Origin of the sequence: Dysgonomonas sp. ZJ279 (assembly GCF_011039205.1) — a bacterium.
Lineage (GTDB): Bacteria > Bacteroidota > Bacteroidia > Bacteroidales > Dysgonomonadaceae > Dysgonomonas.
On the sequence record NZ_JAAKEL010000006.1, the window covers coordinates 132,254 to 148,517 of the forward strand.

A 16,264-nucleotide genomic window follows, 5' to 3' on the forward strand; every position below is an offset into this window, starting at 1 on the left:
GTTTACTTATTCTTCTTTTCTTCCTCCTCTTGTTCTTCCTTATATGCGCGTGGAAGAACGATAGAACAATATAGTGTAAGAAGCGATGCTATAAGGAGTATCACTACCCACTCGCTCATATTCACAAACATAAGATAAGCAGATACAGCCATCAACAACACTGCAAACACCTGAATGTTGAAAAGGCGCTTTCCTCGAATACTCTTCCCCGGATAAGGTGTTGTAAACACAGATGCAGCAAAGCCTGCAACGCCAATTATCATGGCATACCTACCAACAGTCAGATCGAAATTGTAAGCTATGGCCGACAATAGGATAAGAATAGCTGATACTTGGAAAAATATATTTTTTGCTTTCGGGTTTAATTTCATTAGGTAGGAGTATAAATAATCTTACTTATTCGATGATAAAAATATCTTCATCGGGTCTCTTCATCAAATAATTTTCGCGGGCAAATTTCTCAATATGCTCTCTGTCGTCCTGAAGTTGTTCTAATTTTTCTCTATCCTGAACTGCTTGCTCACGATAATACTCTATCTGACCATTCAATTCCATAATTTTAGCATCATGACTCAATCGCGAAAAGATACTGCTATCGCTAATGAAAAAGCCAAAAATAATGACTACTAAAATAACAATCAGTTGTACTTTAGTATATCGGGTAGTCAGATAATTGAATATCAGTCTGAAAAATTTCATCTATAAAATTAAATTTTAGTAGAACTCACCACACAAAGATATATATTTGTAATAATATTCAGACACAATGACGACAAAAGATGATGTTATAAAAAAATATAAGAACTATTTATTGCTGGAAAGGTCATTATCTCCCAATTCTATCGATGCATACATGACCGATCTTAGTAAATTGTCGGGTTTTCTCCAAAATGAAGAATTGAAGATAGAAGACGTAAAGCTCGATCATTTACAGCAATTTATAGCACAACTCTATGATCTTGGTATCAATGCACGCTCCGTTGCACGCATAATATCGGGTACAAAGTCATTCTTCAATTTTCTTGTTTTAGATGGTTATATACAAACAGACCCTACCGAACTTCTGGAAACTCCCAAAATAGGGTTAAAACTACCTACTGTACTTTCTCTCGAAGAAATAGACAACCTATTATCGATTATTGATTTGTCTACAAAAGAAGGACAGCGCAACAGGGCTATAATCGAAACTCTCTATGGCTGCGGACTACGTATATCGGAATTGACAAACCTCCGGTTCTCCGATTTATTTTTTGAAGAAGGCTTTATAAAAGTGGAAGGGAAAGGCAGTAAACAGCGTTTAGTTCCGATATCGCATACTGCGGTCAACGAAATAAAAAAATATCTCTTTTACCGCAATGAGATGACCATCAAGAAAGGATTCGAGAACGTATTATTCCTAAGCAACAGAGGCACAATGATATCGCGTATCATGGTTTTCCACTTCATTAAACAATATGCAGAAGAGGCCGGAATAAAAAAGACAATCAGCCCGCATACATTTCGCCATTCTTTTGCCACGCATCTGCTCGAAGGTGGTGCCAATATCCGTGCTATCCAATTGATGCTGGGACACGAAAAGATAACTACCACCGAAATCTATACCCACATGGATAGAGAATATTTACGACAGGAGATAATAGAACATCATCCACGCAATAAAAAATAAGCGATTGTTATCCAAGTTTTAATATGGAAATCATATCTTTGTTTTCACCTAAAGGTCATAAGCCTTCCCATTGCTTTGACTGCATGAGAGTCAAGGTATGCTACATCACTAAAATTTAATATTAAAAATTAATCATACATTTAAATTAATACGCACCTATGAAAAAAAGATTTTTTACTGTCGCAGCTATTATAGCAATCGCTAGTACTATTATGTTTTCATCTTGCATCGGGTCATTCGGGTTATCTAAAAAGTTATTATCATGGAATCAAACACTTGACAATAAATTTGTCAATCAAATAGTATTCTTTGCATTGTGGATCGTTCCTGTATATGAAGTTTCTATACTGGCAGATGTGCTTGTAATCAATTCTATCGAGTTCTGGTCGGGCGACAATCCGATAGAAGCAGGCATTGTAAAACAAGTACAAGGAGAGAATGGAATCTATACGGTAGAAACTTTAGAAAATGGATATCGTATCGAGAATCAAGAGGGTCAGGAAATGAATCTGGTGTACGACAAGGAGTCTAATACATGGAGTGTTGTAGCAAATGGAAATTCTGCAAAACTGATAAAAATTGAAGATGGTGGTAATGCTATAGTTTATCTACCTAATGGTGGTGAAAAATCGGTACAGCTTTCTAACGAAGGCGTTTTAGCTTTCCGCGAATCAATCGAAAATTCAATATATTACGCAGCAAAATAAGCAAATCGATTATTTAGTTGCATAAAGAGATAGGTGTTTGAATAGTTATTATTCAAACACCTATTTTTTGCTATTTACAGCACCCATAACAAATGCTATTTATTTTTCATTTGACGTGAATAGCCCCATACCATGCGAGCCTCTTATAAGCTGCATTCAGAAAAGAGAACTGTTCCTGTTCTATATAAACTGTCAGTCCAGAATGTTTTTCTATTGTAAATCCGTTATAATTTATCATAAAATCAGGTGTAGCCGCTTTCCACACAACACATTTATCAATCAGTGTTCTAAATTCCTCGCGTTGAGTATCACTACCGATAAGAGATGCATAATATTGCTCAAAATCGAAAAACAGATGATAGCCGTAACGGTCGAAATATTGAATATCGCCTATGTTTATTTCTTTATTCAAATCGCAATTTTGACTCACAAAATCCGACAGATCATCCAGTGCAGAAGTCTTTATAATGGAGAAGGTAGCTAAACGGCGCCATCCTGTTTTGGTATTAAAATACTCGAATGAAGTCTGAGCAAATCCCTTCAGATCACCATCAAAGAGTTTATTGATAATTTGCGGATAAACTTCAGTAAAGCCGGGTGACAATATTTCTGCCGAAGAAGCCAGAATATAATCAGTCTTGTCTTTGAGTTCATAAGCGACTTCTATACCTGCCATAAAGCAGGCTTCAAACACAATGTAATCAAATGTACCATCGGGGATGGCATTTGCAAAATCAGTCATATCCATTTCTGATATACCATCCATCAAAACCGATTTATTCGCAGCCTGGGGGTTGGTTAATGTGCCTGGCGGCAACCAACCCGAGGCATGCGAGAACACAAGTAAACCGTAAGGTGAATAAGGGTAAAGGTTTTTAACTTCGCCAATCACGCGGGCGAGAGTTTCTTTGTAAGCAGAATCTTCTTCCATATATAGATTTACGGTCTTTAGTACATTCTTTCCATTTTGATTTACAATCGCCATAAGCAATGGTTTAGCATCCGAAGCATCGCTATATATTAATAGCTTATTATCATTTTCCGCTTTCCAACCCGAGCGGATGGACTCTATTTTTTGGTAAGTCTCATCCGAGAGGCTATTGTCACCACCAATATATACCAACAAGACATGCTGCGCCATAGACAGATCCTCTCCTCCATCTTTACTGCAAGAGAATAACAGAATACACAAGAGCATCAGCAATAATCCTATCTTATTGAAACCATCCATCAGTATCATTTTTAAATTTCTTTTTAAATTTTCATCCCTTCCCCCTTCCGCCGAAACGGAAGGGATCAGAAATTTTTCGGAGGAGTTCATATAATCACTACGTTAACAACCCCATCATCTTAACAAAACTTTAAAAACTACACATACAAGCTCGCTAGCCCAGTATGTTTATCGTGTGTTTCTCTTTTGAACACTTAATGTTTGAGAAACTTAAATTCTTCCATCCCGTAAGGGTCATTGACAATATCCTCCTCGTCAATATAATACAGGCTCGGTGTTGCAGCCACACCCCAATGCTTGAAATCGGGGCTACTGAATCCCTGTAAATCGCATAGTTTATCTTTCCATGGATAGTGAGAAGCGAAGTTTTCAAAAACCTCCTTGTCAGTATCCGACGATAGACTGATAACCCTAATATGATTATTTTCTAACAGACTGAAATGTTTTTTTACATCTTCCAACAGATCAATACAGTTGGGGCAGTCGCTTTCATAAAAGATCACCAAAGCAGCATAAACGTCTGTAGTCAGTGCTGATATAGCAGGTGCTTTGTTTCCCCTAAGCCGTGTTTGAATAAGCAGACGGTTTGCTATCTCGCTGTATTCGTTAGGAGAAACATCTACCCCATAGTGACGAGACAGACAAGCTATCGAAGTCGAGAGAGTCGTACACATAGACTCTTTCCTCTGCCTTTTGTTCGGACGTACCCGAAGCCAGCAACTTATAACGCTTGTCAAAAACCAACCGTCCATTTCCCGAACAGCCAGCCAGTAACAATTGCATCAGAATGAAAAATGACTAAGATGCTATAGCACTGGAAACACGGAGAAAAATTTCATCAACAAGTTTCATACTCCCGAAAATACGTTTTTACTCTTTCACAAAGATATATATACAATATAATACACTGCAAATCAAATACTAACAAGACCGTAAATGTATTATCAAGACCGTAAATAATGTATCCCAATTTCGTCAATTGAGATACATTATCATTAAAATCACTATTTAGCGGGGAAAATTTTCTATTATAGGGGAGGCATTTTAATCTTTTAGGAAGGGGGTTCACGATCTAAAAGATATTTATCAATTTGGGCAAATGTATATGTCTCCTTAGCGGAAAAAGGACAAATATTTTGAGTAAATACAGTTTGGGGATATTTATATTTTATAACAGTATCTATTATTTAGAAACTGTCTCTCGTTTTTCGTACCAATCGGCCGATTGAGTAAGGTACATTTTATGGTATTTCGCAAAAGTAGTGTAACTGCTGAAACCACAATTGTCAGCAATGGCTTTCAAGCTATAAGATGATGTTGCCTCAATCTGTTTTTTGGCTTCTTCGATCCTGAAAACATTTACAAAATTAAAGAATGTGGTGTCAAAGTCAGCGTTGATGATTTTCGAAATATAAGTGCGATTAGTATTTAAATCCCGGGCAACATCGTTCATTATTAATCTTTTTGATATGTATGGCCTTGACTCTTCGAAATATACAATGAGTCTTTTACGAAGCTCTTCGTGTTTGTCGTCAAGCAGAATTTCAGGATCTGACGGAAAAAAAAGATTGAATTCTTTGATATTGGTTTCAGCTAGAAAATTGGAAAAATATACTGTTACTTCGCTTTCTGTCTTTTCATAAGTAGTAAAATTAAAAATAATATATAGAACCCTATAGAGATATAGTAACTGGTACACTACATAAATTATCACGACCGGTATACTATAATAGAAAATCATTAACAGAGCGCCCAGAAATGAAATTATCGCAAACAGAACACCAAGGATCACACCATTTTTATATCTGATCAATGATTGTTCTATATAAGAATAGTTATCCATTATATAATCCAGAAACAGCAGATTAACACGTATCATCCGTTTCATATAGATAAAAACCAGATAAATGGTAGTAACAATCGTTAGTGCAATGGAGATTTTTACTCCCAAAAATCCATTACCGATAATATTGCCCTGCAGATCCATTAAAAAACCCTGTTCCTGAAAGGTATAAAATACAATAACAAGCACATGAAGCGTACCCACGACTATACCTGCGATCATCACTTTCTTAGAAAACTGCAACCATTTTCTTGCAGGTACAACTACGCTGTTCCAAGCCATAAAGAAAAAAAAGAACGTAAAAAACAGTACATATCCCCGCAAGCATTCCAATATCGTTATATTGTAAGGGGTTGCATAGATAAGTATAGCACTGAGTAATGCGTTTAGAATAAAATATATACCGAATAATACAATAGTTTCTTTTTTCCTGAAACTACTCTGTACTATCAGCAATGTGACTCCTTGAGCCACAAGTATAACTGGAAGAATGAGAAAGATATCCGCAGGCATATAGTACTAGCTTAAAGCTCTATTAAGATGATTGTCTTAGCAAATATATATAATTATTTTGGAGAAATAATCACGAAGTAATTTTTTAATTACATTGAACGTATATTATTATTAATACTTTGATTTACATTAGAGATACAGAGATTTTATAAAAATATAGATGCTGGGAAAACAAATGAAAAATTAATCAAAACACAGGACTAATATCCAAATAACTATGGTAAAAACTATCGAATATCAGAAAAACATAAGTAAACAATTCGCAGTAGCCAACAAATAGTAGGTTATTACTCTGTTTATTTTCACATTCTTTAAATAGACTTAACCTACTAAATCACAATATCTTAAATAAACATCCATTTTTCTTTGTTGATTTCAGAAATAATGGTTTAGTTTGTAGCATTATCTTATCATATATAGATAAATAAAAGATGCAAAATAACACTCCTCATAATGATAAACTAAGACTGGGTTTCTCACCAACTAGTTTGGGAGTTAACCTTATATTGTTTGAGAGAGAGTCAACCCCCGCAGCCTCATCCTTCTTTGCATCAAAGACACGTAAATATATACGGCAATTTCAATAGTTAGATTTCACATTCTAACCATATAATGCCCTGCGACAGATAGATTTGCTCTAAACCACAAAATGTTCACAACTTTGCACAATCTATGTCAGATCTGAATTTCAAATTAAACTACCTTAAGCAAAATGAAGACGAGCCCCAGCTTTACTATTATAGTATTTATAATACTAAGTTTTGTTAGCTACTCACCAACAACCCATGCACAAGTGACTATCGGGTCAGGTGGCGCACCTCCACAGGGAGCACTACTGCAACTCAAAGAAACGGAAAGCACAAGTAACAATAGTAGCCGAGGACTAAGCATGCCACGCGTGAGCCTTAATAACCTTACTCCTACCACTCCTGCTGCTTTAGCTGCATCCATAGGTGGTACAGGCAATTACGACCTAGCCGAACACATTGGGCTGATTGTCTACAATGTAACTGATTATTCATGCTCTGCTGCCCCTATCGCCAAAGGTATTTACTTTTGGCAGGGAACACGCTGGGAAAGCATATTGCCCGTTACTCCTTACCCTGTTATTACATCAGTCGTTGCCACCCCGAATGCTATATGCACGGGTGCAGCTACTACGCTTTCTGGTCAGGTTAACGAAGGGGCAACTATCCGTTGGTATACAACCTTAACAGATGGAACTTCAATCGGAACAGGTAGAAGTCTAAGAGTTACGCCTACAAATAGTACCATATATTATGCCGAAGCTTACAACCCGGCTAACAACTGCGCATCGTCCGTTGCGCGCAAAGCTGTGAACGTAACTGTGAGCGCTAGCGTTGCTCCGATACCGACTATTACAGGGTCAACCAATAGTATATCCAATTCGGCAGGCAACGTGTACAGCACCGAAGCAGGCATGAATAACTATGTTTGGGCAGTAACAGGGGGCACAATAACTTCGGGTACAGGAACAAATACAATAACTATCACTTGGGGCTCGGGCAACAGTGGCAGCGTCACAATTGATTATACCAATTCCGAAGGTTGTACAGGCTCAACAACCACTGATGTTATCTTAAAAACAATGCGTGCTACCTTAGGCTCTGGCGCACTTACCGGCAAAATATGTTTTGATATTGCACTGAGCAATAACGACATCAACGACAGTGGTGCATTATCCAGTCGGTTGCCGCACCAAGCCGATTTTACTAAAACGGCTACCAATACCCAAACTTACATCTTCACCCCTAGTGGAACGGTCAGTAATGTCCGCTTTATAAGCATAGCCGGTAATGGTTCTATTATTCAAAGTATAGTACCTAACGGCAATTACACAGGTACTAATATTTCTACCCCTTGTACGGCAACTGTTGTTTACTTCAACACATTAAACACCGATGCCTTGGGCAAATACACGAATGGGGTAGGCAACAATGCTCCACTTACGGCGGATATCTATGCGATATACAATAATAACTCGGCTGGTACAGGTGACGATGTGACGGTTAAACTGCCCATTATTATCAAAGATGCTTCGTGTTGTGGAGCACTTATAGCCCCCGGTGTCTGGAAAGATTTTATGTGCCATAACATGGGTGCCGATGCTACTAAAGATCCGCTTAACCCTGTGAAAGAAATTCATGGCAATTATTATCAATGGGGACGAGCCACTATCGTGGGTGATGCCACTACAGCCAGAGGAAAACCGTCGAATTGGAATACAATTCGGGAACCAGACGGGGCATGGAATTCGGGTACGGAAGATGCTCCGGTGAAAACCGATAATGACCCTTGCCCTGCCGGCTACCGTGTGCCAACCAGAAAAGAATGGGAAGGCGTTACTCGTAATAACCCTACTTCCTCACTGGGCACATGGAGTACAGGAACAAATAACGATACCAACTTTGGTGTAGGCCGCAAGCACGGTCAAAACCTCCTTTTACCGATCGGTGGACGCCTCACCGAAGGGGATGGCGAACTGCTCTATCGTGGACGCTTCGGTGTATACTTGAGTAGTACTGAGGATAAAGGTACCCCTGAATACATGTACTATCTGGACAACAATAACGAGTCCGATAAGGGGAAAGCATATATAAATAGCAACTTCCGTACATTCGGAATGATGGTACGCTGTATATCCGAAAGATAAGCTGTCTATGCAGCTCTGCTAAACGTTGTTTTACTATTTGATTACCCTCCTGTTTAGGTAGGAGGGTTTATTTCTAGTAAGATTAAAAAACTCGAAGTGAAATAATTGATAAATTTAAACCAAAGGCAGAAAAACTGCCTTTGGCTTAAGATTCTGTTCCTATTTTTTATGGAGTTGCCATTTTATAAAAATAGAAGTGTGTTCCTTCATTCTCTTCTATTTTACAGTAAACAGCGTCTTTCAATATCCAGCACTTTTTTCTGTAGCTGTAATATTTTGAGAACTGACGCAAAAAGATGATGAATAAGGTCTCATCTTTGGGTTCATAGAAATGAATAGATGCTGAATAGCACTTATCTTCTTTGTCCATTATAAAGGTCAGGGAGGCATTCTCTTTGTCAAAACTGACTTCCACATAATCCAGAAGGTTACCTTTTTCCATATATCTAATCAGACATACAGGGTAGTTGTTGTACTTCTCTTTTACTGCCAGGTGAGACAGGGGAAGGGCTGAACATGCGTGTCCGACCAAGTGTGTGAAATCGTTATTTTTTTGATTCATAAACATCCGCTTTTAAGCCTGCTATGGGTAGCAAGCTTTGTGATTAATAGTTTCAGCTTCGTGCTTCGTCTGCGGGGTTTGTGTTATCTGCCCGCAAAGGTGCGTGGGGCAAATAAAAATCACAGCCGGAGTTTATTATTACAAATATAAAAGTTATTTCTTACTTTTAAGGTCGCAGACCTTTTTATTACTTGGGTAAGTATAACAGCCCCTCTTAATCTCCCCAGAGGGGAGAAATAACTTCCTCCTTTGGAAGGTTGGGGAGGCTAAGTATATCATCAAATATTTTCATTACTTATATCTGTTTTATATTTACATGAAATTATAGGGTGGCTGTAAACTCTTGTTTGCTAATAATTAACTATTTTTGTTCGTATCAAAATACTTTCTCATGAAAAAGTCTATTTCACATCTGCCCAAGCGTAAACAGGAAGACTTGTATTTTCTTGTCAGTAAGATAAGGGAACGCCTGCCACAAGCGGAAATGATTATTCTTTACGGTAGTTATGCTACAGGTAAGTATGTGGAATATGATGAGCGTGTAGAATTCGGAATTCCTACATTGTTTATGTCCGATTATGATATACTGGTTGTGACAAGCGGTATACTGAATAAGAAAGCTTCACATGCTTTGGATAATATAGATAACTTGTATTACAAAAATCCTGAGACACAAACGCCTGTTCAGTTTATCAACGAAGATATTAAGACGCTTAACAGTCAGTTGGAGGAAGGTAGGTATTTTTATACACAGTTAAAGCAGGAGGGTATAATCCTTTATGATAGTGGTAAGTTTAAGCTTGCCCGAAGAAGAAAACTGAATTTTAAGGAGATACAGCAGCAAGCGGAAGAATATTTTACTGACAAGTTTCAAAATGCGAATAGCTTCTTTAGATTGGCAAAATCAGCTTATGAGTATGAAGATTATAAGATGTCATCATTTCAACTCCATCAAGCCTCTGAAAATTATTACCATGCTATCCGTTTGTCTTTTACGTTGAGAAGTAATAAGCAACATAATTTAGCTAAGCTGTCTTCATCGGTTAAACATTACTCTGAGGATTTGGCAAAGGTTTTCCCTCAGCATACGGCGGAGGAGAAGCGGTTGTTTACGTTGTTAAAGGATGCTTATGTGGAGGCTCGGTATAATCCTAAGTTTTTGGTGACGAGGGAGGATATTGATGCTTTGTTGCTGAAAGTGGAACTTCTTCGGGATATTACTAAGCGTATTTGTGAACAGCGTATAAAGGAGTATGGGGAGATGGAATAAAAGTGAATATATATATATATATATATATATCTAGGGTAAATAAAGCCAATTAATGACCTTTCATCTCGAACTGATTTTAACCGATTAATCATGAATAGAATATATATACTTATTTTGTTTATTTTTATTAGCTTTGGAAGCTATGCACAACACAATTTTTATACCCCTGAGGATTTATATTCCGAAATGCCTGATTCGGTTAGGAGTGAAATTATAACATCATTGAATACTTTGTTTGAAGGCATTGCAAATGAAAACATTCCCACAAATTTACTTGATAATAGGGATATTGATTTCAATACAAATTATTTCAAGAGTCTGGGATGGATCACCAGACCCGATACCACATCCAATTATCCGCATCCCCAAATACTGAATATCTATAGACTAACAGCAAGCGACGACTATAATATCACACTGGCTTACAGTAAATCTCAGAAGGACTCTGTTCCTCCTGTTATCTACGGTATATATACATTCATTGCAACAAAAAACAACGGAAAGTTTGTATTCTCAACACCTCTGAAATATAGAACAAGGTCATGGAAATCAAAGGTGATTGATGAAATCACTTTTGATTATTCTGATAAATTGAATATAGAACGTGCATCCAATTTTGTACGAAAAAACAGAGCTATGGCATCAAAATTCGGATTGCCGATAATCAACTACAAAGTTTATGTAACAAATAATTATCAGGAATCACTTAATCTTTTGGGGGTTGATTATGAGTATGGAAACAACGGTATCATTAATCGGGGATATATTGTCAACCCCAACACATTATTCGTTGTCAGGGGAAATGAAGATTTCTCGCATGATGCACTTCACATGTATGCTTACTACATAAGGGGTAAACGTAATGTTACCGCCGAGGAAGGATTAGCCTATACATGGGGAGATGCATATTACACGGATATAAACGGATATATACCCAATCAAAATGATCTGATACTTGAATTACAACAATATCTTAAAGATCATCCTAATGAAACATTATTGGATATATTTAACAGTAATCCTCGTTTTTTCAGTTACTCAGAACGAATATCGCCCAAATCTACTATATCAGGGGTTATTTGTGATGAAATAGAGCGGATAAAAGGAACGGAGGGAATCATCGAACTGTTGAATTGCGGACAAGGCGACGATAACTATTTTATCTCTATTGAGAAACTTGTTGGAATTAACCGTGACAATTTTGACGAGAAGGTAATGCCGTTAATAATGCGCTAATAGATTTACACAAAGATATGGGTTGATCCGTTTATTTTGCCCTCTATCTTCAAAATACCTGTGGTGCAAATTTGTGGTGCAAATAAAAAAAGCAGCTAAGTAAAAAATGCTTAACTGCTTGATTTTTAAGTGGTCCCACCTGGGCTTGAACCAGGGACCCCCTGATTATGAGTCAGATGCTCTAACCAACTGAGCTATAGGACCAGATTGGGATGTTCTCCCGAAATCGGATGCAATATTACTGCTTTTTATCGAAACTAGCAAACTTTCAAAGAAAAAAGTAGCTTTAAAATATCGCTTTATAGGCATTAAGCCTCACTTACAGGCTTATTACGATTTCCAATAATAGATAAAGCTATATAGAGAAGTATGCCTGCCGCAATAGCCAATACACCAATAAGAGCAAAAAGCCCGATGATAAATACGGCTAAGAAATAGCGCTGTTCATTACCCTTAAGTTTAAGACTCTTAATTTTCAATGAGAACATAGGCAATTCTGAAACCATAAGAAGTGAAAAGACGATTATACCAATCAAGATAGTGTAAACTAATCCCGAAGAGAAAACAATGTTCTCATGCGTCATCAACCCATAGCAGAAACTAACCCAAAAAAAGCCATTTGCAGGCGTATTAAGACCAATAAAAGATTCTGACTGACGTTCGTCCACATTAAATTTCGCTAGGCGTAGAGCAGAGAAGATTGCCAATAGAAAAGCCATATATGGAAGGTACTCGCATATAACAGGATTCTGAGATATAACCGGTACTTTTTCCGATAACAATGTAAAAACAGCTAGGCTAGGAGCAAAACCGAAACTAACCATATCTGCCAAGGAATCTAATTCTTTACCTATCGGCGAATAAGCCTTCAAAAAACGAGCAGCGAACCCATCAGAAAAATCAAATAGCCCAGCTATAACAACCCAAACTACTACCCACATATATTCTCCATGAAATGCCATCACACAAGCAATACACCCGGAGGAGAGATTCAGACATGTAAGAAAATTAGGGATATGCTTTCTCATAATTTATTTGAATTTAGCGATAACAGTCTGATTCCCCAATACCTTCTGATCCATTTCTACTACAATCTCGGTACCTAGAGGTAAATAGACATCAACCCGTGAACCCAATTTAATAAAACCCAGATGCTCATCAATATGCGCTTCATCTCCGGCTTGAGGATAAGTCACAATACGACGAGCCATCGCTCCCGCTACCTGACGCAGCAAAAGCTGATACTTTCCATCTTCGGTCTCGAGCACAATAGTCGAACGCTCGTTCTCTGTACTCGATTTGGGTAAATATGCTGCCATAAAACGTCCCGGATGATGTTTTGCCATCAACACTTTCCCGTTGATAGGAAACCAGTTGGCATGAACATTGAACGGAGACATAAATATAGAAACTATTATACGCTTATCTTTAAAATATTCGCCTTCATACACTTCTTCAATAGCTACAACCTTACCATCTGCCGATGCGACTATGGTGTTATTCATATCGCCTGTGAACCTACGATAGGGACTGCGATAAAAATTAAGTACTATCAAAAAGAAAACCAAAGAGGCTCCACCTACAAAATAAGAGAGTACAGGTAGATGGAAGAAGTAGTACAATGCTCCATTGAGCAATGCGAGTATTATAAAGTAAGTTGCTAAAACTCCACGACCTTCGTGATGAACTTTCATAATCTATGTTTTACAAAGACATAATTCTGTTAAGATGCAAAAGTATCTTTATTTGCCGATATATACAAATTTGATACTGCATTTCGTATAAAGAAAAAAGAGAGACCACAGGCCTCTCTTTATATTATCGGAGTTCCTTTGATTACAACAAATAAAGCGAACTGATAGACTCATTGCTCAGTACCCTGCGAATTGCATTTGCGAAAACATCTGCAACTGAAAGAACAACAACCTTATCGCATTTTTTAGTATATGGAATACTATCCGTAAACACCATTTCTGTAAGCCCCGACTGATCTATACGTGTAGAAGCCGGATCGGACATCACAGCATGGCTTGTAATAGCTCTAACCGAACGCGCACCGTTAGCCATCATGATATCTGCAGCTTTGGTTATTGTTCCTGCTGTATCCACGATATCATCTACAATAAGAACATCCATTCCGGTCACATCCCCTATTATTTGCATCTCGGATATTTCATTCGCTTTCTTGCGAAGTTTATAGCAGATAACCATAGGTACGCCAAAATATTTTGCATAAGAACTTGCACGCTTAGTTCCACCTACATCAGGTGTAGCTATTACAAGATTCTCTTTATCTAACGATTGAATATAATCTACAAATATAGCTGATGCATAAAGGTGATCGACAGGCACATTGAAAAAGCCCTGTATTTGATCTGCATGTAAATCCATCGTAATTAAACGATTAATACCTGCCGCACTTAGCATATCGGCAATAAGTTTAGCACCTATAGAAACACGCGGCTTATCTTTGCGATCTTGTCTAGCCCATCCGAAATAAGGAACCACAGCAACAATAGAATGAGCCGAAGCCCTCTTTGCCGCATCAACCATCAATAACAATTCCATCAAATTATCTGAAGAAGGAAACGTCGATTGTACCAAAAACACTTGACATCCACGAATAGACTCCTCGTATGACACGGAGAATTCTCCATCTGCAAAATGCTCAATATTCATTTTGCCAAGAGGGCACCCAAGACTCGCACAGATTTTTTCAGCTAGATAACGAGAATTAGTTCCCGAGAAGACCTTAAATGGTAGACTTTCCATTGTTTTTTTAATCTTTTAGATAGGTTTAATGATAGGTTTGTTATTTGAACTACAAAAGTATAAAAACAATTTGCTCAACAAAAATATTAGCTCATAGAAAATCTAATAATTTTCCCTGAATGCGCATTTACGCTCACTTTTAACGATTGATACCAGTTTGCAGGCAATTTAAAGTCTTTATTTGCAAACAATTCTTTTGCAACCTTTATCTTATATGGTATAATGTCCATAAAATCAAAGGCATCTTCGGGGATATCAACCACAACCTCTTTATCTACTTCGTCAAAATTGGCAATTACCAGCACGAACTCTTTCTTAGATGAACGTAAAAACGTATATTGTTTAGTTGAATCAAACAACGGATTCTCATAATTAGCATACATCAGATCGTAAAACTTACCGCTGTTTATGCTTTCGTCTGTTCCTGCTATCTGCAATAGTTGAGTGTAAAATTTACGGAGTTTTATTTGGCTATCATTCAGTTCCGAATTACCAAAAGAACCTCCATTACGCCATTTAGAAACAGAATCAACAGACCAATAATCAAATATAGTTGTTCGTCCGTCACAGCCACTAAAACCTTCTTTATCCATACCCCGCTCTCCTAATTCCTGACCGAAATAAATCATTACAGGGTTCGTATTCATTGTAGCTGTAACAATCATCCCAGGGATAGCCTTAAATGGATCTCCTGCAAAAAAATCAGAAGCAATACGCTGTTCATCGTGATTTTCTAAAAAGTTAAGCATTTTTTGCTGCAAACCATCTATACGTTGCCAGCAGAATGTTATTTCGGAAGTCGGCTTATGACCGCAAATGACATCACGAAGCGTATCGTACAAGTCGACTTTATCGTACAAGTAATCGAATAAACCCCAATGCACATAGTTGTTATATTGCTCCGGATTATAAACCTCAGCAATGAATAATAACGATTTATTTTTTGCTTTGACTTTTGGTATTACCCAATTCCAAAATTCGACAGGTACCATCTCTGCCATATCACAACGGAAGCCATCAACACCTTTAGCTGTCCAATAAAGCAGAATATCTCGCATTTTCGACCATGTATCGGGAATAAGCGCAAAGTGATTTCTTCGCCCATTATTATAATCGACACCATAATTGAGCTTTACGGTTTCATACCAATCACTCACAGATGGCTTATTACTGAAACAGTCATTTCCCGTAGCTTTTGCAGGATACTCATCGTAAGCACCTTCTCCTTGCTGAACAGGAAATTGCAATTCGAGTTTTTGCCCGGGTATATAGTAAAAATTATTATCGGGAGAAAATGCAGAAGAAGTGTCATCATCAACACCAAAATCTTTTACGTTCTTAGGTTTTGCATCAGAGCAATACTGGCGGGCAACATGATTAGGTACAAAATCCATAATTACCTTCATTCCGTTTTTATGCGTCCGCTCTACCAGTGCTTCAAATTCTGATATTCTATCTCCTACACTATCAGCAAGGTCAGGTGTAACATCATAGTAGTCGCGAATAGCATAGGGCGAACCGGCATTTCCTTTTATTACATCAGGATGATCTTTAATGATACCAAAATCCGAATAATCCGTTTTAGAAGCATGCTCCAATATACCGGTATACCATATATGGGTGTATCCCATTTTTTTAATCTCTTTCAATGCTTTATTATCAAAAGCTGAAAACTTGCCCACACCATTTTCGTCCAAGCTTCCGTTCTCTTTATTGAGAGATTTGTCATTGCCAAATAATCTCGGAAGAACCTGGTATATAAATATTTTTTCTTTCATAACGTCTAAGTC

15 protein-coding genes and 1 tRNA gene are annotated in these 16,264 nt (G+C 37.6%); 5 read left to right on the forward strand and 11 right to left on the reverse strand.

What is annotated here, in order from left to right:
* Window positions 1-2: 2 nt before the first annotated feature.
* Both G7Y57_RS09620 and G7Y57_RS09625 read right to left on the reverse strand, forming a co-directional pair.
* The gene (locus G7Y57_RS09620; RefSeq protein ID WP_165022993.1) at window positions 3-371 is read right to left on the reverse strand and encodes a hypothetical protein; all 369 of its coding nucleotides are present in this window, start codon (window positions 369-371) and stop codon (window positions 3-5) included.
* Window positions 372-396: 25 nt separating this feature from the next.
* A complete protein-coding gene (locus G7Y57_RS09625) occupies window positions 397-699 on the reverse strand; it encodes an FtsB family cell division protein (protein WP_165022996.1) in 303 nt (100 codons plus the stop codon).
* A 67-nt stretch (window positions 700-766) separates the two neighbouring features.
* On the opposite strand from G7Y57_RS09625, the gene xerD reads away from it, so the two are divergent.
* Together xerD and G7Y57_RS09635 are read left to right on the forward strand one after the other, a co-directional pair.
* Window positions 767-1,666 (forward strand): site-specific tyrosine recombinase XerD, encoded by a 900-nt coding sequence (gene xerD, locus G7Y57_RS09630; protein WP_165022998.1) that lies wholly within the window; start codon window positions 767-769, stop codon window positions 1,664-1,666.
* Between the two features lie 158 nt (window positions 1,667-1,824).
* Window positions 1,825-2,373 (forward strand): DUF3332 domain-containing protein, encoded by a 549-nt coding sequence (locus tag G7Y57_RS09635; RefSeq protein WP_165023001.1) that lies wholly within the window; start codon window positions 1,825-1,827, stop codon window positions 2,371-2,373.
* A 106-nt stretch (window positions 2,374-2,479) separates the two neighbouring features.
* On the opposite strand, the gene G7Y57_RS09640 is transcribed toward G7Y57_RS09635, so the two are convergent.
* The 3 genes from G7Y57_RS09640 to G7Y57_RS09650 form a co-directional block, all read right to left on the reverse strand.
* Entirely contained in the window at window positions 2,480-3,694 is a 1,215-nt protein-coding gene (locus tag G7Y57_RS09640) for a clostripain-related cysteine peptidase (protein WP_255491397.1), read from the reverse strand.
* A 104-nt stretch (window positions 3,695-3,798) separates the two neighbouring features.
* A complete protein-coding gene (locus G7Y57_RS09645) occupies window positions 3,799-4,356 on the reverse strand; it encodes a peroxiredoxin family protein (RefSeq protein ID WP_165023004.1) in 558 nt (185 codons plus the stop codon).
* 431 nt (window positions 4,357-4,787) lie between these two features.
* Entirely contained in the window at window positions 4,788-5,960 is a 1,173-nt protein-coding gene (locus G7Y57_RS09650; RefSeq protein ID WP_165023007.1) for a helix-turn-helix domain-containing protein, read from the reverse strand.
* Window positions 5,961-6,672: 712 nt separating this feature from the next.
* Here G7Y57_RS09650 and G7Y57_RS09655 point away from each other — a divergent pair.
* Window positions 6,673-8,634 (forward strand): FISUMP domain-containing protein, encoded by a 1,962-nt coding sequence (locus G7Y57_RS09655; RefSeq protein ID WP_165023010.1) that lies wholly within the window; start codon window positions 6,673-6,675, stop codon window positions 8,632-8,634.
* Between the two features lie 166 nt (window positions 8,635-8,800).
* On the opposite strand, the gene G7Y57_RS09660 is transcribed toward G7Y57_RS09655, so the two are convergent.
* Window positions 8,801-9,196 carry a hypothetical protein gene (locus tag G7Y57_RS09660; RefSeq protein ID WP_165023013.1) on the reverse strand — a complete coding sequence of 132 codons (396 nt, stop codon included), beginning with the start codon at window positions 9,194-9,196 and terminating at the stop codon, window positions 8,801-8,803.
* A 391-nt stretch (window positions 9,197-9,587) separates the two neighbouring features.
* Between G7Y57_RS09660 and G7Y57_RS09665 the strand changes: the two genes are divergently transcribed.
* A complete protein-coding gene (locus tag G7Y57_RS09665) occupies window positions 9,588-10,466 on the forward strand; it encodes a HEPN domain-containing protein (protein WP_165023016.1) in 879 nt (292 codons plus the stop codon).
* A gap of 90 nt (window positions 10,467-10,556) precedes the next feature.
* Entirely contained in the window at window positions 10,557-11,702 is a 1,146-nt protein-coding gene (locus G7Y57_RS09670; protein ID WP_165023021.1) for a hypothetical protein, read from the forward strand.
* Window positions 11,703-11,832: 130 nt separating this feature from the next.
* Here the strand turns inward: G7Y57_RS09670 and G7Y57_RS09675 are convergent.
* From G7Y57_RS09675 to G7Y57_RS09695, 5 genes are all read right to left on the reverse strand, one after another.
* A tRNA-Ile gene (locus tag G7Y57_RS09675) sits at window positions 11,833-11,906 on the reverse strand.
* Between the two features lie 104 nt (window positions 11,907-12,010).
* Window positions 12,011-12,730, reverse strand: a complete 720-nt coding sequence (locus tag G7Y57_RS09680; protein WP_165023024.1) for a CDP-alcohol phosphatidyltransferase family protein — start codon at window positions 12,728-12,730, stop codon at window positions 12,011-12,013.
* Window positions 12,731-12,733: 3 nt separating this feature from the next.
* A complete protein-coding gene (locus G7Y57_RS09685; RefSeq protein ID WP_165023027.1) occupies window positions 12,734-13,396 on the reverse strand; it encodes a phosphatidylserine decarboxylase family protein in 663 nt (220 codons plus the stop codon).
* 142 nt (window positions 13,397-13,538) lie between these two features.
* Window positions 13,539-14,474, reverse strand: a complete 936-nt coding sequence (locus G7Y57_RS09690) for a ribose-phosphate pyrophosphokinase (RefSeq protein ID WP_165023030.1) — start codon at window positions 14,472-14,474, stop codon at window positions 13,539-13,541.
* 86 nt (window positions 14,475-14,560) lie between these two features.
* Entirely contained in the window at window positions 14,561-16,252 is a 1,692-nt protein-coding gene (locus tag G7Y57_RS09695) for an alpha-amylase family glycosyl hydrolase (RefSeq protein ID WP_165023033.1), read from the reverse strand.
* Window positions 16,253-16,264: the final 12 nt, after the last annotated feature.

What these genes read in the sequence shown, in the direction of transcription:
- G7Y57_RS09620 (WP_165022993.1), bottom strand. Translation starts at nt 371, where the DNA reads ATGAAATTAAACCCGAAAGCAAAAAATATATTTTTCCAAGTATCAGCT.
- G7Y57_RS09625 (WP_165022996.1), bottom strand. Translation starts at nt 699, where the DNA reads ATGAAATTTTTCAGACTGATATTCAATTATCTGACTACCCGATATACT.
- xerD (WP_165022998.1), top strand. Translation starts at nt 767, where the DNA reads ATGACGACAAAAGATGATGTTATAAAAAAATATAAGAACTATTTATTG.
- G7Y57_RS09635 (WP_165023001.1), top strand. Translation starts at nt 1,825, where the DNA reads ATGAAAAAAAGATTTTTTACTGTCGCAGCTATTATAGCAATCGCTAGT.
- G7Y57_RS09640 (WP_255491397.1), bottom strand. Translation starts at nt 3,694, where the DNA reads ATGAACTCCTCCGAAAAATTTCTGATCCCTTCCGTTTCGGCGGAAGGG.
- G7Y57_RS09645 (WP_165023004.1), bottom strand. Translation starts at nt 4,356, where the DNA reads ATGGACGGTTGGTTTTTGACAAGCGTTATAAGTTGCTGGCTTCGGGTA.
- G7Y57_RS09650 (WP_165023007.1), bottom strand. Translation starts at nt 5,960, where the DNA reads ATGCCTGCGGATATCTTTCTCATTCTTCCAGTTATACTTGTGGCTCAA.
- G7Y57_RS09655 (WP_165023010.1), top strand. Translation starts at nt 6,673, where the DNA reads ATGAAGACGAGCCCCAGCTTTACTATTATAGTATTTATAATACTAAGT.
- G7Y57_RS09660 (WP_165023013.1), bottom strand. Translation starts at nt 9,196, where the DNA reads ATGAATCAAAAAAATAACGATTTCACACACTTGGTCGGACACGCATGT.
- G7Y57_RS09665 (WP_165023016.1), top strand. Translation starts at nt 9,588, where the DNA reads ATGAAAAAGTCTATTTCACATCTGCCCAAGCGTAAACAGGAAGACTTG.
- G7Y57_RS09670 (WP_165023021.1), top strand. Translation starts at nt 10,557, where the DNA reads ATGAATAGAATATATATACTTATTTTGTTTATTTTTATTAGCTTTGGA.
- G7Y57_RS09680 (WP_165023024.1), bottom strand. Translation starts at nt 12,730, where the DNA reads ATGAGAAAGCATATCCCTAATTTTCTTACATGTCTGAATCTCTCCTCC.
- G7Y57_RS09685 (WP_165023027.1), bottom strand. Translation starts at nt 13,396, where the DNA reads ATGAAAGTTCATCACGAAGGTCGTGGAGTTTTAGCAACTTACTTTATA.
- G7Y57_RS09690 (WP_165023030.1), bottom strand. Translation starts at nt 14,474, where the DNA reads ATGGAAAGTCTACCATTTAAGGTCTTCTCGGGAACTAATTCTCGTTAT.
- G7Y57_RS09695 (WP_165023033.1), bottom strand. Translation starts at nt 16,252, where the DNA reads ATGAAAGAAAAAATATTTATATACCAGGTTCTTCCGAGATTATTTGGC.